This is a genomic window from Streptomyces sp. NPDC003027 (genome assembly GCF_053591435.1).
Genome location: NZ_JBSFTU010000024.1, coordinates 89,206 through 107,144 on the forward strand (window position 1 = coordinate 89,206; position 17,939 = coordinate 107,144).

General features: G+C 71.2%; 17 protein-coding genes and 1 riboswitch. Of the genes, 5 read left to right on the forward strand and 12 right to left on the reverse strand.

Annotated elements, in window-relative coordinates:
- Nucleotides 1-51 precede the first annotated feature (51 nt).
- Entirely contained in the window at nucleotides 52-1,380 is a 1,329-nt protein-coding gene (locus tag ACWDX6_RS18980; RefSeq protein ID WP_451486040.1) for a glycosyltransferase 87 family protein, read from the forward strand.
- Here ACWDX6_RS18980 and ACWDX6_RS18985 read toward each other — a convergent pair.
- A complete protein-coding gene (locus ACWDX6_RS18985; protein ID WP_451486041.1) occupies nucleotides 1,338-2,663 on the reverse strand; it encodes an MATE family efflux transporter in 1,326 nt (441 codons plus the stop codon). The genes ACWDX6_RS18980 and ACWDX6_RS18985 overlap by 43 nt on opposite strands.
- A gap of 98 nt (nucleotides 2,664-2,761) precedes the next feature.
- On the opposite strand from ACWDX6_RS18985, the gene ACWDX6_RS18990 reads away from it, so the two are divergent.
- Nucleotides 2,762-3,307 (forward strand): PadR family transcriptional regulator, encoded by a 546-nt coding sequence (locus ACWDX6_RS18990; RefSeq protein WP_451486042.1) that lies wholly within the window; start codon nucleotides 2,762-2,764, stop codon nucleotides 3,305-3,307.
- Between the two features lie 9 nt (nucleotides 3,308-3,316).
- Here ACWDX6_RS18990 and ACWDX6_RS18995 read toward each other — a convergent pair whose 3' ends face one another.
- From ACWDX6_RS18995 to ACWDX6_RS19015, 5 genes are all read right to left on the reverse strand, one after another.
- Nucleotides 3,317-4,528 (reverse strand): hypothetical protein, encoded by a 1,212-nt coding sequence (locus tag ACWDX6_RS18995; RefSeq protein WP_451486043.1) that lies wholly within the window; start codon nucleotides 4,526-4,528, stop codon nucleotides 3,317-3,319.
- Nucleotides 4,529-4,588: 60 nt separating this feature from the next.
- The gene (locus ACWDX6_RS19000) at nucleotides 4,589-5,596 is read right to left on the reverse strand and encodes an NlpC/P60 family protein (protein ID WP_451486044.1); all 1,008 of its coding nucleotides are present in this window, start codon (nucleotides 5,594-5,596) and stop codon (nucleotides 4,589-4,591) included.
- 198 nt (nucleotides 5,597-5,794) lie between these two features.
- A complete protein-coding gene (locus ACWDX6_RS19005; protein WP_451486045.1) occupies nucleotides 5,795-6,823 on the reverse strand; it encodes an NlpC/P60 family protein in 1,029 nt (342 codons plus the stop codon).
- Between the two features lie 255 nt (nucleotides 6,824-7,078).
- Nucleotides 7,079-8,443, reverse strand: a complete 1,365-nt coding sequence (locus ACWDX6_RS19010; protein ID WP_451486046.1) for an NYN domain-containing protein — start codon at nucleotides 8,441-8,443, stop codon at nucleotides 7,079-7,081.
- 34 nt (nucleotides 8,444-8,477) lie between these two features.
- Nucleotides 8,478-8,720: a hypothetical protein gene (locus ACWDX6_RS19015; protein ID WP_260228851.1), complete on the reverse strand. Its 243-nt coding sequence runs from the start codon at nucleotides 8,718-8,720 to the stop codon at nucleotides 8,478-8,480.
- Between the two features lie 149 nt (nucleotides 8,721-8,869).
- Here ACWDX6_RS19015 and ACWDX6_RS19020 point away from each other — a divergent pair, with 149 nt between their 5' ends.
- Both ACWDX6_RS19020 and ACWDX6_RS19025 read left to right on the forward strand, forming a co-directional pair.
- Nucleotides 8,870-9,607 carry a rhomboid family intramembrane serine protease gene (locus ACWDX6_RS19020; RefSeq protein WP_451486047.1) on the forward strand — a complete coding sequence of 246 codons (738 nt, stop codon included), beginning with the start codon at nucleotides 8,870-8,872 and terminating at the stop codon, nucleotides 9,605-9,607.
- A gap of 41 nt (nucleotides 9,608-9,648) precedes the next feature.
- A complete protein-coding gene (locus tag ACWDX6_RS19025) occupies nucleotides 9,649-9,930 on the forward strand; it encodes an Lrp/AsnC family transcriptional regulator (RefSeq protein ID WP_017238849.1) in 282 nt (93 codons plus the stop codon).
- 108 nt (nucleotides 9,931-10,038) lie between these two features.
- On the opposite strand, the gene ACWDX6_RS19030 is transcribed toward ACWDX6_RS19025, so the two are convergent.
- The 6 genes from ACWDX6_RS19030 to ctaE all read right to left on the reverse strand — a co-directional run bounded on the left by ACWDX6_RS19030 (nucleotide 10,039) and on the right by ctaE (nucleotide 17,208).
- Nucleotides 10,039-11,403: an aminotransferase class V-fold PLP-dependent enzyme gene (locus ACWDX6_RS19030; protein ID WP_451486048.1), complete on the reverse strand. Its 1,365-nt coding sequence runs from the start codon at nucleotides 11,401-11,403 to the stop codon at nucleotides 10,039-10,041.
- Between the two features lie 162 nt (nucleotides 11,404-11,565).
- A riboswitch (SAM riboswitch) is annotated at nucleotides 11,566-11,682 on the reverse strand.
- A gap of 133 nt (nucleotides 11,683-11,815) precedes the next feature.
- Nucleotides 11,816-12,880 carry an anthranilate phosphoribosyltransferase gene (trpD, locus tag ACWDX6_RS19035; RefSeq protein ID WP_451486049.1) on the reverse strand — a complete coding sequence of 355 codons (1,065 nt, stop codon included), beginning with the start codon at nucleotides 12,878-12,880 and terminating at the stop codon, nucleotides 11,816-11,818.
- A 152-nt stretch (nucleotides 12,881-13,032) separates the two neighbouring features.
- Complete coding sequence (gene qcrB / locus ACWDX6_RS19040) at nucleotides 13,033-14,658, reverse strand: cytochrome bc1 complex cytochrome b subunit (RefSeq protein WP_451486050.1); 1,626 nt, start codon at nucleotides 14,656-14,658, stop codon at nucleotides 13,033-13,035.
- Nucleotides 14,655-15,707, reverse strand: coding sequence for a cytochrome bc1 complex Rieske iron-sulfur subunit (gene qcrA / locus ACWDX6_RS19045; protein WP_451486051.1), 1,053 nt, complete (start codon nucleotides 15,705-15,707; stop codon nucleotides 14,655-14,657). The genes qcrB and qcrA overlap by 4 nt, the downstream gene beginning before the upstream one ends.
- Entirely contained in the window at nucleotides 15,704-16,513 is an 810-nt protein-coding gene (qcrC, locus tag ACWDX6_RS19050) for a cytochrome bc1 complex diheme cytochrome c subunit (RefSeq protein ID WP_451486052.1), read from the reverse strand. The genes qcrA and qcrC overlap by 4 nt, the downstream gene beginning before the upstream one ends.
- 74 nt (nucleotides 16,514-16,587) lie before the next feature.
- The gene (gene ctaE / locus ACWDX6_RS19055) at nucleotides 16,588-17,208 is read right to left on the reverse strand and encodes an aa3-type cytochrome oxidase subunit III (protein WP_356888971.1); all 621 of its coding nucleotides are present in this window, start codon (nucleotides 17,206-17,208) and stop codon (nucleotides 16,588-16,590) included.
- 177 nt (nucleotides 17,209-17,385) lie between these two features.
- Here ctaE and ACWDX6_RS19060 point away from each other — a divergent pair, with 177 nt between their 5' ends.
- Nucleotides 17,386-17,793: a hypothetical protein gene (locus ACWDX6_RS19060; RefSeq protein ID WP_451486053.1), complete on the forward strand. Its 408-nt coding sequence runs from the start codon at nucleotides 17,386-17,388 to the stop codon at nucleotides 17,791-17,793.
- Nucleotides 17,794-17,939 lie beyond the last annotated feature (146 nt).

Here is a 17,939-nt window from a genome sequence, read left to right on the forward strand (position 1 = left end):
CCCGGCACCACCTCCGCGACAGCGGACCGACAGGACAAGGACGAGGTAGGAATGACGGGCGTACTGGGCGCACCGCGCACGGGCGGGAAGAGTGGCACGACCGGCGGCGCCGAGGGCGGCTCGACCGGCGGCACGAGGCGCGGCACCGGTCTGCGGCTCCCGCTCGCGCTGTGGGCTCTGACCAGGGTGGTTCTGCTGCTGTGCGTCTTCAAGGTCGTCACGGTCCCCGGCCCCGACGTCACGAGCGACATCGAGCAGATCTACCAGGGCTGGTACGAGGTCCTCCGGACGGGCACGTACCCGATGTCCGATGTGACCTGGCAGTACCCGCCGGGTGCCGCGCTGGCGATCCTCTCCCCCGCGCTGCTGCCGTTCCTGGGGTACTCCGCGGCCTTCTTCGTCCTCGCCTTCCTGTGCGACGCGGTCGTCTTCGGCCTGCTGCTGTACACGGGCCGGCGCCCGGGCCGTGCGCTGCGCGGTGCCTGGATCTGGATCGCCGGCGTCCCCCTGCTCGGCCCCACCGCGTACTCCCGCTACGACCTGATGGTCACCGCCGTCGCCGTCGCCGCCCTGCTCGCCGCCCCGCGTCATCCGCGGGTGCTGGGGGCGCTGGCCGGCTTCGGGGCGATGCTGAAGGTGTGGCCGGTGCTGCTGCTCGTCGGCACCCCCCGCGGCCGTGCGACGTTCCGCTCCTGGTCGGCGGCGGCGGGCGCGGCGGCCGGCCTGCTGCTCCTGTGCACGCTCGCGGCGCCGGGCGCGCTGGCGTTCCTGAACTTCCAGCGCGACCGGGGCACGGAGGTCGAGTCGCTGGGCGCGCTGGTCTTCCATGTGGCGCGGCACTTCGGCTGGGAGGGCGAGGCGCGGATGAACTACGGCTCGATCGAGTTCCTCGGCCCGTACGTCTCCACCGTCTCCACGGCCGCGATGGTCCTGACCATGGCCGCTTTCGGCTGGCTGCTGCTGTGGCGGATCCGGGCGCGCTCCTTCACGACCGCGACTCCGGCGGACGTGGCCTTCACGGCAGTGCTGCTGTTCACCACCACCAGCCGGGTGATCAGCCCGCAGTACATGATCTGGCTCGTCGGCCTGGCCGCCGTGTGCCTGGCCTACCGCGCGAGCCGGATGCGGCGGCCCGCGCATCTCGTGGTGTGGGCCACGGCGGTGACGCAGTTCGAGTTCCCCGTGTGGTTCTCGCACGTGACGGAGAGCGATCCGCTGGGGATCGCGCTGCTGGTGGTACGGAACGGCCTGCTGGTCGCGGCGGCGCTCAGCGCCTGCCGGATCCTGTGGCGCCAGACGGTGGTGGAGCCGCGCCTCGCGGTACCGTCGCTGCCGGTTCAGGCGGACCCCGACCGCGAGAGGTCGATGTCGGCGTCCTGACGGCGCGGTGTACGGCGGTGCAGCAGGCCCAGTGCCGCGCACTGCCCCGCCATGGCGAGCGCCATCGCCAGGCAGATCCCGGGCAGACCCAGGCCGGACAGGGCGTACGCGAGCGGGAGCTGCGCCAGGACCCCGGCGATGGTGATCCTGGCGAGCCGGGGGCTGCCGCCGCTGCCCTCGACGACCCCCGCGAGGGCGATGAACCCGGCCGTGAGGACGAGGCTCGGGCCCAGGCAGCGCAGGAAGAGGGCGCCGGCCGCCGCGACGTCCGCGGCGGCCCCGAAGGAGCGCATGACGAGGTCGGCGGTGAGCAGCAGCAGCCCGGCGGCCGCGGCCCCGAGGACGCAGCCGAGGAGCAGGGCCTGACGGCCGACGGCCCGGCGCTCGTCGCGGCCCGTCCCGAGCAGATGGGCGGTGTGGATGGCGGCGGCCTGGCGCACGGCGTAGAACGCCATCGTCGCGACGTACATGGCCTTGGTGGCGATGCCGTACGCGGCGACCTCGGTCACCCCGAGCCGTGCCACGACGGCGACGAGGGCGAGGGCGCCGGCCATCCGGACCACGAAGTCGAGGGAGATGGGCAGTCCGGTGGAGGCGGTGCGCCGCAGGGCCGCGGCGGTGCCTTCGGCGGGCCGGGCCGAGCCCGCCGCGCGAAGGTGCGGGTCGCGGCCCAGCGCCACGAGCCCGGCGACAAGGGCCGCGCTCCGGCCGATGACGGTGGCGAGGGCCGCGCCCGGCACTCCGTACGCGTGGATGAGCGGCGGATCGAGGACCAGGATCAGCCCGTTGGCGAGGAACGCGAGGCGCATGGGGGTGCGGGTGTCGCCCGCGCCCTTGAGGATCCCGTCGAGGACGTGCGTGGCGAAGAAGACGGCCGTGCCCGGAAGTGAGATCGCGAAGTAGGCGGTGGCGAGCGCGAGCGCGTGGGCGTCGTCGCCGCCGAGGACGAGCCGGGCGAGCGGTTCGCGCAGCAGATACCCGCCGATCGCGACCGGCGGGACGAGCAGCGCACCGAGGGTCCAGCCGCCGCGGACGGCGGACCGCAGGGCGCCCGGGTCGCCGGCGCCCCGGGCCCGGGCGACGAGGACGGTCGTGCCGGAGGCGGCCATGAGGACGACACCGAGGAGGACGTTCTCGACGTTGGTGGCCACGGCGACGGCCGCGACGGCGGCCCCGCCGAGACGGGCCACCCACACCATGTTGATGATCCCGGCGGCGACCGAGGCCAGCAGTGCGAAGTAGACCGGATACGCGAGCTGTATCAGTGACCGCCGGTGTCCCATCCGTACTCCTCCTCGAAACGAGCTACCTCGATTCGAGGTGCCGCGAAAAGAGGTAGCATGGCGGACGGGTCCGCGACAAGCGTGAAGGAGGCGGCCGGGTGCTGGAGCTGACGATCCTCGGCTTTCTGTACGACAGACCGCTGCACGGGTACGAGCTGAAGGACCGGATCCAGGGGCTGAGCGGGCATGTCCGCCCGGTCAGCGACGGGGCGCTCTACCCGGCGATCACCCGCATGGTGAAACAGGGCCTGCTGGAGAGCCGTATGGAACCGGGCGCGAGCGCGGCACCTCGGCGGACGCTCTCACTGACGCCGGAAGGCCGCGCCGAACTGCTCTCCCGGCTGCGGGCCCCCAAGGAGGCCGAGATCACCGACGGCCAGCGCTTCTTCACCCTGCTCGCCTTCCTGGGCCACCTCCCGGACCCGGCGGACCAGGCGGCCGTCCTCCGCCGGCGCCAGGCGTTCCTGAACACCCCGGCCAGCTTCTTCTACGAGGACGGCGTCCCGGTGCGCGCCGAGCGGGAACCGGACCTCTTCCGCCGCGGCATGCTCCGCATCGCCCGAGCGACGGGCACGGCCGAGAAGCAGTGGCTGGCCGAGGCGATCGAGGAGCTGGAGGCCGCGGCGGCCCCGGACGGCGTCTGACCGCCGGCCTCAGGCCAGTCGCGCCCGGAGGTGGGCGCGCCAGGCCGCGGTGAACTCCTCCGGCGTCGTGTCGAGCACCTCGTGCAGGGCCTTCTCCACCGCGCCCTCGCGGGACGGGTGGGCGCCGACGGCGCGGTAGAACGCGGTCAGCCTCTTCTCGCCCCAGCGCTCGGCGATCAGCTCGCACGCCAGCCAGGCGCCCTCGTAGGCCCGTGCCAGTGCGTCCGGGTCGCCGCCGAAGCCGAAGGCCTCGTCGTCGGGGAGCCCGGCCGGGAGGTCGCCCGCCCGGACCGCGCGGCGCAGTTCCGGGGCGGCCTCGGCGGCCGTACGGCCGGTGCCGCGGTAGGCGGCCCAGTCGGCGAAGCCCTCGGAGAGCCAGACCGGAGTGGCGGGTGAGGTCGCGGCGCGGGTGGCGACATGGGTGGTCTCGTGGGTGAGGACGATCTGCTGCCCGAATCCGCCGAGCACGCCGTACGCCTCGGGGTTGACGATCACCCGGTCGGGGGGCGCGTCCGGGCCGCCGCGGATCGCGCCGGTCGTGACGGCGGCGATGCCCCGGTAGGAGGCCCCGGGCGCCCCGAGGAGACCGCCCATGGCGTCCAGCGAGGCGGGGACGAGGACGACCACCCGGCCCGCCCAGGGCGAGGGCCAGGCCGCCGAGACCGCGGGCACCGCCCGGTCCGCCGCCGCCGCGATCGCCCGGAGGCGCTCCTCCGGCTGCCCGACGCCGAGGACGAGGCTGCGCGCTCCACGCACCGCTTCCACCTCGCCCTGCTGCCAGAGCTGCTGGGCCGCGTCCTCACCGGGCCGGTCCGCGGTCACGTACCACCGCCCGTCCCGCTCGATCAGGTCGAGGACGCGCTCCGTCGTGACGGGACCCGAGTCGTAGCCGCTGAGCCGGTAGCCGAGCTCCGCGTGGACCGTCGCCCGGTCACGGCCGCTCCGGTCCACGTCCTTCACCCGGTAGTCCCAGGAGCCGAGCGGCACCTCGGCGAGGTGGTCGAACTCCTTGAGGGCGGCCGGGGCGAGCGACGTGTCGAGTCCGACGGCGTAGGCCGCCTCGTCGCGGGCGAGCAGCGCCCGCGCCCGGCGGTCGAGCAGGCTCTGGATCTCCCGGGGCGCCGAGTCGGGCGGGGGCCCGCCGCACCCCGCGAGGGCCAGGAGGCCGGCCGTTAGACAGACGACTCCCCGTCGCACCGCTCCCCACCCCTGACCCGCCACGCCCTCGATCGTACGGGCAGCCGTAGGGCCGGCCCCACGGCCGGACCCGGCTTCCCACGGTCAGACCCGGGTCACCGTGGCGTGCGGCATCATCCCGACCGGGTCGTAGCGCACCCGCGCCCCCGGATACGGCGCGTGGATCACCTGGCCGTCGCCGGCGTAGATGCCGACATGGCTGGCGTCGTCGCGGTAGGTCACCAGGTCGCCGGGCTGCGCCTGGGAGAGCGGCACCTGGCGTCCGGCGTACCGCTGCGCCGAGGAGGTCCGCGGCAGGCTGATCCCCGCCTGCCGGTACGACCAGACCATCAGGCCGGAGCAGTCGAAGGCGGAGGGGCCGGTGGCGCCCCAGACGTACGGTCGGCCGATCGCGCCGCGGGCGGCGGCGACGGCGGCCGCGGCCCGCGAGGAGGCCGGGCCGAGGTCCGAGAGCGGCGGCAGGTCCTGGTCGCGGCCCGACCGTGAGGCGCGGTCGAAGGACGCGCGCTCCTCCGCGGTGAGGGAGGCCAGCAGCCGCCGGGCCTCGGCGAGCTTCCGCTCGACCGTGCGCTTGTGCCGGGCGACCTGCGACCGGCTGTGCTCCAGCTGGGCGAGCAGCCGCCCCGCCTCCGTCCGCTCCTGTCCCAGCCTCCGCAGCTCGCCCTGGAGCTGCGTCAGCGCCACGCTCTGCCGGGAGGCGACGCGGTCGAGGACGGAGGCCCGGTCGAGGTACGAGTCGGGGTCGGCGGAGAGCAGCAGCGCGAGGGCCGGGTCGATCCCGCCGGAGCGGTACTGGGCGCCGGCGACCGAACCGAGCGCGTCCCGCATGCGGTTGACGCGCTCCTGGCCGCGAGCCACGCTGTCCTGCGCCTGGGAGAGCGTCCTGCGCAGCGTGTCCGCCCGCTCGTCGGCCTTGTTGTAGCCCTCGGTGGCCCGTTCGGCCTCCTCGTAGAGCCGGTCGACCGTGGCCCTGGTGGCCTCCGGGGTGCCGCTCGGGTCGGCGCTCACGGGGGCGGCGCCGAGGGCCGTCGCCGCGGTGGCCGCGGCGGCGGTCAGGACGGTGACCCTGACGGGTCGTCGTTGGGACGCCACGTATCGCGCTCCGTTCAGCTGTACGCAGACTGGCGCGGCAGACAGTAGCCGGTGATCAGACGGCTTCCAACGAGCATGCCGGGCATACAAAGTGACGCCCCGCCGGTGACCACAGGTCACCGGCGGGGCGTCACGTCAGCTGGGGTCGCGGCGAACCACCCGTTCGGGCGTCAGGCCGCGGGAGTCGAGTCCGAGGCGTCAGATGCGGACACCGAACTGGAAGGTGCCCATGTAGCTCATCGACTCGTAGCGGACCGAGGCGCCCGGCTTGGGGGCGTGCAGGATGGTGCCGTTGCCCGCGTACAGGCCCACGTGCGACAGGCCGTTGAAGAAGACCAGGTCGCCCGGCTTGAGCTGGCTGCGGCCGATCTTCACGCCGTCGTTCTGCTGGGTGTAGGTGGTGCGGCTGATGCCGACGCCGGCCTGGCGGTAGGCCCACTGCGTCAGACCGGAGCAGTCGTACGAGTTGGGGCCCTCGGCGCCGGAGACGTACGGCTTGCCGATCTGGGTGGCGGCGGCGTTGAGGGCGGCGGCACCGCGCTGCGAGGCCGGGACCTCGTTGCCGAGGTCGACGCGGTCGCCCGCGGCCCGGCTGGCGCGCTGCTCCTCCTGCTGCATCTTGGCGCGCTCGGCGGCGGTCAGGGTGTTGAGGAGCTTCTGCGCCTCGGCGAGCTTGCCCTGGAACTTCTTCTTCTTCTCGCCCAGCGTCTTGCGGACGTCCTCGAGGTCGGCGAGCTTCGTCGTCGCCTCGGCGCGCTGCTGGGCGAGGGTGCGCTGCTTGGCCTGGATCGACTGGAGCACGTCGGCCTGCTTGGCGCCGAGCTGGTCGATCGCGGACGCCTTGTCGAGGTAGGTGTCCGGGTCGGAGGAGAGGAAGAGCTGGATCGCCGGGTCGATGCCGCCGGAGCGGTACTGCGCGCTGGCGACCGAACCGATGTTGTCGCGCAGGGCGTTGAGCTCCTGCTGACCTCGGGCCACCTTGTCCTGGAGCGCGCCGATCTCCTTCTGGAGCTTGCCGCGGCGCTCCTCGGCCAGGTTGTACTGCTCCGTGGCCTCTTCGGCCTCGTGGTGCAGCTTGTCGACCTTCGACTTCACGTCGTCGATCTTCGGCTTCGGAGCGGCCTGGGCGCCCGTCTGGGCGGAGAGCGCGACAGCGGCCGCGGCGGTGGCGGTGAGCACGGTCACGCGGGTGCGGCTCGGCTGCTTGGGACGACGGTGGGACGCCACGAAGGCGAGCTCCTTCTTCCTCAGCCGCCCAACCAGGGCTCGGCAGGCGGTTCCTTCGCTGTCATCCCCGATGGATGATCAACCGCGCGAAGGTTCGAGGCCTGACCCTAGTGACCAACTTGTGATCAGTTCAAATCCTCATGGGCAAAATCTCACCCACGAAGCACTTTATTTACTCGCACCACACAGGCAGTGATGAGGACTTGACCGTGCGCCCCTCAGAATTCGGGCATCGAGCCCAGGAGTTAACAGATGTCACGAAGTGCGCGAAAGCCGCTTCAGCAACAAGGCGGACGCCACCGGCCGGGCACCGGACTTGGCGACACCGTCGGCGACCTCGCGGTCGGTGGAGACCACCACGACCGGGCGGCCCGGCGGCTCGGCGCGCACCAGCTGACGGATCAACTCGTCGGCGGTGACGCCCGGCTTGGAGAACAGCACCCGCACCCCGCGAGGCGGCGCGAGCAGGACCGGGGCCGCCAGCTCCGCCCCGTCGAAGACACAGGTGATCTCGGCGCCCGAGCGGGCCGCGAGCGCGGAGAGCCCGCCGAGCAGCCGCAGCCGCTGCTTCTCCAGCGGCATGGTCGGGTAGCCGGTCTTGGTGACGTTGTAGCCGTCCACGACCAGATGGGCCTGCGGCAGCGCGAGCAGCTGGTCGAGCAGCGCCGGGTCGGTCTCGGACAGGGCGCGGGCCGCGATGTCCTTCGGTGACATCCGGCCGGGCTGCACGGCGTCGACGGTGTCCGCGGGGTGGACGGAGGCGGGCGGCAGAGCCAGCTCGCGGCGCAGCCCCTGAGCGGCGTCCAGGACCGTGTCGAGCAGCAGCCGCAGCCGCATGTCCTCCACCGAGCGCCCCTCGCGGGCGGCCCGGCGGCTGGCCTCCAGAGCGGACTCGACCTCGCCGAGCCGGGCCTTGAGCCGGCGGCTCTCGCTCTCGGCGGCCGAGACCCGGGCCGCGGCCTCCGCCTTGGCGGTGTCCATCTCCGCCCGGGTGCGCCGCAGAGCGGCCTCGCCGCGCTTCACGTCGCTCTGAGCGCTGCGCAGCTTGCGATGAAGCGATTCGGCTTCCTTGCGGGCCGCCTCCAGGTCATGGCGCAGCTGCTCGATCTCGCCCCGGCCGCGCTCCTTGGCCGCGGCGACCTCCTCGCGCAGCCGCTCCAGCTCGCGCCGCCCGGCCTCGTCGGCCCGCTCGGCGTCCGCCCGCTGGGCCTCCTCGCCCGCGGCCGCGACCAGCTTGACCCAGCCCGTGGGGCGCAGGACATAGGCGGCCGCCGCGACGTCGACGGGATCGGCGGCGGCCGGCGGGGCGCCGGACTCGACGGCTCCGGCCAGCTCCGGCTGGGCCTCCTTGAAGCGCTCGCCGATCCGCTGCCGGAAGACCGGGTCGTTCTCCAGGGCGGCGGCCATGGCGGTGCCGGCGAACTTGGCCCGCCGGCTCGGGGTGAAGCGCGCGTACTGCCGCAGGGGTCCGGGCAGCTCGGCGACGGTCAGCCCGCCGAAGGCGTCCGACACCAGCGCGACGACCCGCCGCCGTACGCCTTCCGGCAACGGGCGGTCGAGCGTCTCGGCAGCGTCACCTGCCGCGCCGGCCGGCTCACCACCGTGCGCGGGCTGCTCCACGATCCGTCACCCCACTGTCGTTCGCACCGCTCCGTCAGGAAGCGGTGCCCGGCCTGTCCACCAGTTCGATCTGGTCCACCGCGTTGCACCACCGGCAGCGGACCGACTCGATGGTCTCACTGACCACCTCGCGCTCCTCCACCTTCGGCTCACCGGCGAGGTCCAGATGGACGTACTCGACGACCTTGGAGGAACGGGTCACGTCGAACCGGGTCAGGTTGCCGCAGAGTGTGCAACGCCAGCGGGTCTCGGCGGTCGGCAGGGGAACCGTCGTCATCGTGCCGTCCTCTTTCATGTGCGGGGTGCGGGAGCCGCGGTGCGCCGTCGAACTGCGGAGGTACTGCCCGTACCCTACGGCCTCGCGGCTACCCCGTGTCCCGGCGAGGCACTCTGCCCGGATGGGCCCCGTTACGCCATGATCTGTCCATGATCGACTGGCGGCGAGCGACCCTCGATGCGTGGCACGGCGCGCGGAAAGGACCGGCGGTGACGTACGGCCTGATCGCCGTCTGCTGCCTCACCTTCCTGATCAGTCCGGTGTCGGGCCTCAATCCGGTCTACGGCACGGGGGACGCGCTGCTCTCGGCGCAGAGCGTGTACTTCCACCGCTGGGGGGTCGTCCCGGCCGAGCTGACGAGCGGCGACCCGCGCGCGCTGCTCACCCCGCTGACCGCGCTCTTCGTGCACGGCAACTGGCTGCACCTGCTGGGGAACATGCTGTTCCTCTACGTCTTCGGCGCGATGGCCGAGGAGCGGATGGGCGCGGTGTCGTTCGCGCTGTTCTACCTCTGCTGCGGCTACGTCGCCCTGATCGGGTACGCGATGGTCCACTCCGGCAGCGAGCAGACGCTGGTGGGGGCCTCGGGGGCGATCTCCGGGGTGCTCGGGGCGTTCCTCCATCTCTTTCCGCGCTCCCGGGTGACCAGCCTGTTCCCGTTCCTCTTCTTCCTGCCGCTGCGCTTCCCGGCCTGGATCGTGCTGATCTTCTGGTTCGTGCTGCAGTGGCTGGCGGCCCGCTCCGCCGGACCGGGGCCCGGTGTCGCCTATCTCGCGCACGTGGTGGGCTTCTGCGCCGGCTTCCTCTACGCCTGGGGCCGCTACCACCGGAAGGGGGTGCGGGCAGCGCTTCCCTGGAAGGGTGGTGGCGGGAGACGGGCGGGCTAGAGTGAAGGCCCAGCCGCGGCGACCGAGGGAGAAAGCCAGCCGTGATCACCGCGATCGTGCTCATCAAGACCAGCGTGGACCGGATCCCCGAGATCGCCGAGTCCATCGCCGCGCTCGACAGCGTCAGCGAGGTCTTCTCGGTGACCGGTACGTACGACCTGATCGCCATGGTCCGGGTGCCCCGGCACGACGACCTGGCGGATGTGATCCCCGGCCGGATCAGCAAGATCCCCGGCGTCGAGGCCACGGACACGCACGTCGCGTTCCGTACGTACTCCCAGCACGACCTGGAAGCGGCTTTCGCCATCGGCCTGGAGTCCTGACCGGCCTGGGTCCTGACCGGCCTGGGGTTCTGACTCCCTGCCGTCCTTCCTGACGGCACGGTGAAGGGGGCCCCGCTCGGAGGCCCCTTCACCCGTACGAGTGGGTGCTCAGCCGCGGTCGGGCACGCAGCGGCCGTCCTCGGTGCGGTACTTCCACTGCGCGCCGTGCCGGACCAGCTCCTTGACGGCTCGTACGAAACGCTCCACGTGCTCGTCGGGCGTGCCGGCGCCGAAGCTCACCCGGATGGCGTTGAGCGACTGCTCGCCCGGCTCCGCCTCCGGTGCCCCGCACTCGCCGACGTCCTGCGGGTCGCTGCCCAGCAGCGTGCGGACCAGCGGGTGGGCGCAGAAGAGGCCGTCGCGGACGCCGATGCCGTACTCCGCGGAGAGCGCGGCGGCGAAGTGCGAGCTGTTCCAGCCCTCGACCACGAACGAGATGACGCCGACGCGCGGGGCGTCGTCGCCGAAGAGCGAGAGCACCTTGACCTCGGGCACCTCGGCCAGGCCTTCCCGGACCTTCGCGATCAGCTGCCGCTCGCGCTCCACGAGGGAGTCGAAGCCCGCCTCGGTGAGCGCCTTGCAGGCGGACGCGATGGAGTAGACGCCGATGACGTTCGGGGAGCCGGCCTCGTGGCGGGCGGCGGTGGTGTGCCACTCGACGTCCACTCCCCCGTCGGTGCGGCGGGCGACCTTCCTGGAGGCGCCTCCGCCGGCCAGGTACGGCTCGGCGTCCTGGAGCCAGTCGGCGCGGCCGGCGAGGACGCCCGAGCCGAAGGGGGCGTACAGCTTGTGCCCGGAGAAGGCGACCCAGTCCACGTCCGACTCCCGGACGGAGACGGGGTGGTGGGGAGCGAGCTGGGCGGCGTCGAGGACGATCCGGGCGCCGTGGGCGTGCGCGGCGGCGGCGAGTTCGCGCACCGGCCACAGCTCACCGGTGACGTTGGAGGCTCCGGTGACGCAGACGAGCGCGGGACCGTGAGGCTCGCGGCCGACGAGTGCGCGCTCCAGGGTCTCGACGGCCTGGGCGGGGGTGCGCGGCGCGTCGAGGTAGGTGACCCGGGCGTCCCGCCACGGCAGCAGCGAGGCGTGGTGCTCGGTCTCGAAGACGAAGACCTCGCAGCCGGCGGGGAGCGCGGCGGCCAGCAGGTTGAGGGAGTCGGTGGTGGAGCGGGTGAAGACCACCTGGTCGTCGGGGCGGCAGTCGAGGAACTCGGCGACGGTGACCCGGCTGTTCTCGAACAGGTCGGTGGAGAGCTGCGAGAGGTACCCGGCACCCCGGTGCACGCTGCCGTAGTACGGCGCGTAGGCGGCGACGTCGTCCCAGACCCGCTGCAGGGCCGGGGCGCTGGCGGCGTAGTCCAGTGCGGCGTAGGCGACCTCGCCCCCGGTGACGAGCGGCACGGTGACGTCCCGTCCCAGAACGGGCAGCGGGGCACAAACGGACAGGTCGGCGGCAGCGGTGGTGACAGACATGGCGAACTCCCGTACAGGCAGGCGAATTCCCGCGCCGGCGGATACGCGGCAGCGCTGGGGAAGAGAAGAAGGAGGGTGCGCGAAGAAGGGGCGGGAAGGCCCTATCGCATTCGCTTGCTCACAAGAGGCTCCCTGAGGACCAGGACCCCAAGGGTTTCGAGGGGTCCGCGCTTGCCGTAGACCTCGCTGCCTACGGCCTGGTCTTCACCCGGGGCACCCCGCCACGGACGGAGGGTTGCCGGACAGCAAGCCGGGGCTTCGTAGCTGTCACTCATGACCTGGCAGAGAAGCTATGCCAGGTGATCGACGCGGCGCAACCCGTGTCCGGATCCCGGAACGGAAAAGGGCCCCACCACGGCGGGGCCCTCTCGTCCTCTCGCGCGATGCCAGGGGCTCACGCGTCACCGGCCGCTCACGCGTTGCTGGCGGCGATCCAGCGCTCCAGCGCCCTGCGGGCGGCTCCCGAGTCGATCGACTCGGCCGCCTTCGCGATTCCCGCGCGCAGTTGCTCCGCCAGACTGCCCTCGCCCGGCTCGAGCGCCGTGAGCGCCGCCGCCGAGTTGAGCAGGACGGCGTCCCGTACCGGACCCGTCTCGCCGGCGAGCAGCCGGCGGGCCACATCGGCGTTGTACGACGCGTCGGCGCCGCGCAGCGCCTCCACGGGTACGAGGTCGATGCCGACGTCGCGCGGGTCGAACGCCTCCTCCCGCACCGCGCCGTCCCGGACCACCCACACCCGCGAGGTGGCGGTGGTCGTCAACTCGTCCAGGCCGTCGTCGCCGCGGAAGACGAGCGCGGAGGAGCCGCGCTCGGCCAGCACCCCGGCCATGATCGGGGCCATCCGGGCGTCGGCCACGCCGGTCGCCTGGGCCCTGACGCGGGCGGGGTTGGTGAGCGGACCGAGGAAGTTGAAGGTGGTCCGGATGCCGAGCTCCTTGCGGGCCGCGGCCACATGGCGCAGCGCCGGGTGGAACTTCACCGCGAAGCAGAAGGTGATCCCGGCCTCCTCGGCGACCTCGGCGACCCGCTTCGGCGTCAGCTCCAGATTGACGCCGAGCTTCTCCAGGACGTCCGAGGCGCCGCTCGCGCTGGACGCGGCCCGGTTGCCGTGCTTCACGACCTTGGCGCCGGTGCCGGCCACCACGATCGCGGACATGGTGGAGATGTTGACGGTCTTTGCACCGTCTCCGCCCGTGCCGACGATGTCCACGGACGGGCCGGGAACCTCGATGACGTTGGCGTGCTCGTACATGGTCCGGACGAGGCCGGTGATCTCCTCGACCGTCTCGCCCTTGGCGCGCAGGGCGACCGCGAAGCCGGCGATCTGCGCGTCGGTGGCCTCGCCCCGCAGGATCCGGTCCATCGCCCAGGCGGTGTCCTCCGCGCTCTGGTCGCGGCCGGTCAGCAGCCCGTCGAGGACGGCGGGCCAGGAGCGGTCCGCCGTGGTCTGTCCTCCAGCGGGGGTCACAGCGCTCATGGCAGCTCCTGGTCATGTGCGTAACGAGACGAATACACGCCCACCCTATCGACCGCCGGGGACGGCGAAGAGCCCCGTCCATCGAATGGACGGGGCTCCCGCTGTGGCGACCTTCCGGGGGTCCCCCAGGGCGAAGCCCCGGGGAGAGGTGATCAGTGGTGGCCGTGGCCGCTGGTGATCTCCTTGTACTCCTCGGCGGTGGGCTTGGCGATCTGGTTGTCCTCGCCGTAGTAGCCCTGGTTGAGCTTGACCCGGAGCTTCTCCATCCGGCTCACCTTGCGCTCCACACCGTTCTCGTCGACGGCCGGCGGCAGCTGCGCGGGCTCGTGCTGCTCGTGCGCCGTGAGGCGGTACAGCTCGCCCTGGCTGAGCGGCTCGTGGATCTCGACGAACTCACCGTGCGGCAGGCGCTTGATGATGCCGGACTCGCGTCCGTGCAGCACCTTGTCCTTGTCGCGGCGCTGGAGGCCGAGGCAGATCCGCTTGGTGACGATGAACGCGATGACCGGTCCGAGGAAGAAGAAGATCCGGACGAACCAGGTGATCGAGTTGATCGACATGTGGAAGTGGGTCGCGAAGATGTCGTTGCCACCACCCACGAGCATGATCATGTACGCGGTGATCCAGGCGACACCGAAGGCGGTGCGCGTCGGAGCGTTGCGCGGGCGCTGCGCGATGTGGTGCTCGCGCTTGTCGCCGGTGATCCACGACTCGATGAAGGGGTAGAACGCGATCACGGCCAGCATCAGCGGGAAGATCGCCAGCGGGACCATCACGCCCAGGACCAGGGTGTGGCCCCACATGTTGATCTCCCAACCCGGCATGACACGGATCAGACCCTCGGCGAAGCCCATGTACCAGTCGGGCTGGGCGCCGGTGGACACCTGGTCCGGACGGTACGGGCCGAGCGCCCAGATCGGGTTGATCGAGGCGATCGCCGAGATGACCGCGATGACACCGAAGACCAGGAAGAAGAAGCCTCCGGCCTTGGCCATGTAGACCGGCAGCAGCGGCATGCCCACGACGTTGTTGTTCGTACGGCCGGGGCCCTCGAACTGCGTGTGCTTGTGGTAGAAGACCAGGATCAGGTGGGCCACCACGAGGCCGAGCATGATGCCGGGCAGCAGCAGGACGTGGGCCGAGTAGAACCGGGCCACGAAGTCGCCGCCGGGGAACTCGCCGCCGAACAGGAACATCGACAGGTACGTGCCGACGACCGGCACGGACAGGATCGCGCCCTGCATGAAGCGGACACCGGTGCCGGAGAGCAGGTCGTCCGGGAGCGAGTAACCGGTGAAGCCGGTGAACATGCCCAGGAAGAACAGCAGGAAGCCGAACAGCCAGTTGATCTCACGCGGCTTGCGGAACGCGCCGGTGAAGAACACGCGCATCATGTGCACGAACATGCCGGCGATGAAGATCAGCGCCGCCCAGTGGTGGATCTGCCGGATGAGCAGACCACCGCGCACATCGAAGGAGATGCGCATGGTCGAGTTGAACGCCTCGGACATCAGCTGACCCTGCAGCGGGACGTAGCTGCCGTGGTACTCCACCTCGTTCATCGACGGGTGGAAGAACATCGTCAGATACACACCCGTGAGGATGATGATGATGAAGCTGTAGAGGCAGATCTCGCCGAGCATGAAGGACCAGTGGTCCGGGAAGATCTTCCGCATGTTGGCCTTGGCCAGGGAGTAGATCCCCAGGCGGCCGTCGGCCCAGTCGGCCACCCGCTCACCGGCGGGCGCCTTCTTCTGCTTATCGGTCACAGTGCTCATCCGCGCTCCCAGAAGGCAGGGCCGACGGGCTCGTCGAAGTCGCCGAGCGCCTCGAGGAAGCCCTTGTCGTTCACGCCGATCCGCAGCTGCGGCAGGGCGTGACCGGCCGGGCCGAAGATGACACGGGCGCCGTCGGACAGGTCGAAGGTGGACTGGTGGCACGGGCAGAGCACGTGGTGCGTCTGCTGCTCGTACAGCGAGATCGGGCAACCCACGTGGGTGCAGATCTTCGAGAAGGCGACGATGCCCTCGTGCGACCACTCGAGCTCACGCTTGTCCTTGATGTCCTCCGGCTGGATGCGGACGATCATCAGGGCGGCCTTGGCGATCTCGGTCTGGAAGTTGTGGTCGTGCTCCGAGAGGCCCTCGGGCATCGCGAAGGTCAGCGAACCGACCGCGACGTCCTCGGGACGCAGCGGCTCGTGCGTGTTCATGTTGATGAGCTGCTTGCCCCTGGCCCACAGCGTGGTCCGGAGCTTCTTCTCGGGCAGCGGACCCATGTCACGCAGCAGCACCAGGCCGGAGAGCGGTACGAGCGACAGCGCGCCGAACATGGTGTTGCGGATCAGCTTGCGCCGGCCCATGCCGGACTCGGCCGCGCCGACCGCGAAGTCGGACATGACCTTCGCCCGGGTCTCCGGGGAGGCCTGGATCGGGTGACGCTCGTCCGCGATCTCGACGTCGGACATCAGGGTGCGGGCCCAGTGGACCGCGCCCGCGCCGATGAAGAAGAGCGCCGCACCGAGGGTCAGACCCAGCGCGAAGTTGAGCGCGCTCACCCGGCCGAACGGCCAGATGTACACGATCTTGTCGACCGGGAAGATCACGTACGAGGCGATGAAGCCCACCGTGGCCAGCATCGACAGCGTGAACATGAAGGCGACCGCACGCTCGGACCGCTTGGCGGCCCGCTCGTCGATGTCCTGGATGCGCGGCTTGTGGGGCGGGAGGCCCGGGTCGGCGAACGGGTCGTCGGCGACCTTCACCGCGCCGTGCGCGGTGGCCTGCTCAGTGGGCAGGTTCTCTTCTGGAATCTCTTGGGTACTCATGACTTCTTGGCCTTAGCGGTGTGGGCCGCGACCCAGACGGCAACTGCGATCAGACCGCCCAGCCCGAAGATCCAGCCGAACAGACCCTCACTGACGGGGCCGAGACCACCGAGGGAGAGCCCGCCGGGGTTGTCGGCCTTCTCGCTGTTGACGGCCTGGACGTACGCGATGATGTCCTTCTTCTCCTTCTCCGGCATGGTCGTGTCGGGGAAGGAGGGCATGTTCTGCGGGCCGGTCTGCATGGCCTCGTACAGGTGCTTCGGGCTCACGCCTTCGAGGCTGGGGGCGTACTTGCCGTGCGTCAGCGCGCCGCCCTCACCGGTGAAGTTGTGGCACTGGGCGCAGTTGGAGCGGAACAGGTCGCCACCACGGGCGATGTCGGCGCCCTCGGGGCTGTACTGGCTTTCCTTCGGCGTGATCGGGCCGGCACCGAGAGAGGCGACGTACGCCGCGAGCTGATCGATCTCAGCCTGCGTGTAGATGACCTTCTTCTTCGGCACCTGGGCGCCCGGCTGCTGGGCCGGCATGCGGCCCGTGCCGACCTGGAAGTCCACGGAGGCCGAGCCGACGCCGACCAGGGAGGGGCCGTCAGAGGTGCCCTGACCGCCGGTTCCGTGGCAGCTGGCGCAGCCGACGGAGTAGAGCTTCTTGCCCTCCTCGATGGCGAGGGACTGGGCGGTTTCATCGGCCTTCGCCGTGCCCGCGGGCGCGAACGCGGCGTACAGCCCCCCAGTGGCCGCCAGCGCGAGAAGGAGGACGACGACCGCCGCCAGCGGATGGCGTCGTCGTGCGGAGAGCTTTTTCACGGATTACCCCGGTGTCAGGATCTTCTGCGTCGATGCTTGCTGGATGTCTCGGGTCCGCCGAGATGGCGTCCCGATTACTTGATCATGTAGATCGTGGCGAAGAGGCCGATCCAGACGACATCGACGAAGTGCCAGTAGTAGGACACGACGATGGCGGCGGTTGCCTGCTCATGAGTGAATCTCTTGGCGGCGTACGTCCGGCCCAGGACCAGCAGGAAGGCGATGAGACCGCCCGTCACGTGCAGGCCGTGGAAGCCGGTGGTCAGGTAGAACACGGAGCCGTACGGGTCCGACGAGAGCGAGAGGCCCTCGTGCTTGACCAGCTCGGTGTACTCGAAGACCTGGCCGCCGATGAAGATCGCACCCATCACGAACGTGATGATGAACCACGTCCGGAGCTTCTTCACATCGCCCCGCTCGGCGGCGAAGACGCCGAGCTGACAGGTGAGGGAGGAGAGCACCAGGATCGTGGTGTTGGTCGCCGAGAACGGGAAGTTCAAGGCCGAGGCCTTTTCCGTCCAGTACGCGGCTCCCGTCACCGATCGCAGGGTGAAGTACATCGCGAAGAGGGCCGCGAAGAACATCAGCTCGGAACTCAGCCAGATGATGGTTCCGACGCTGGTGAGGTTCGGCCGATTGACCGACGGGTGCGCGTGCCCGGTTTCTACTGTCGTTACTGTCGCCACGACCGACATTATGTCGGTCGCTTATCCCGCCCTCACTCCGGGGGGTGCCGTTCGGAGTGTCAGGGGCGTGTGTCCAGCCCGAACGGCCCATCGGACCGGCCTTCCCTCCGGTGTCGAACCGGTGTTGACGCGGGGTGCGACGGAGTAGCATCCGCCGCATCGGTTGATGACCTTCACGGAGGAACGATGCGGTCGAGCGCCACGGTTCTGGTCTACAGCGACGACGCCAACACCCGCGAGCAGGTGCGGCTCGCCGCGGGCCGCAGGCCGGCGGCCGACGTTCCGCCAGTCGAGTTCATCGAATGCGCGACACTCCCGGCGGTGCTCACGCGCCTCGAGGAGGGCGGTGTGGACGTCTGCGTCCTGGACGGCGAGGCGGTGCCCGCCGGCGGGATGGGCGTCTGCCGCCAGATCAAGGACGAGGTCTTCGACTGCCCGCCGGTGCTGCTGCTGATCGGCCGCCCGCAGGACGCCTGGCTGGCCACCTGGAGCCGCGCGGACGCCGCGGCCACGCTCCCGGTGGAGCCGGTGGAGTTCGCGGCGTCCCTGGCGGCCCTGCTGCGGTCCCGTCTCGCCGTCGGGTGCGACCACTAGAGTCCCCTAGGGCCTTTCGTTTGGATCATGCCGGGCTCGCCGGCTCTGGCACCGCGCCTCGCCGCGTTGTCGTCGGTCGCCAACGCTCCGCGTTGACTCCCTCCTCCGCCTTGCGATCCGTCCCCTCGGCCCTGGCGGGCCTGGGG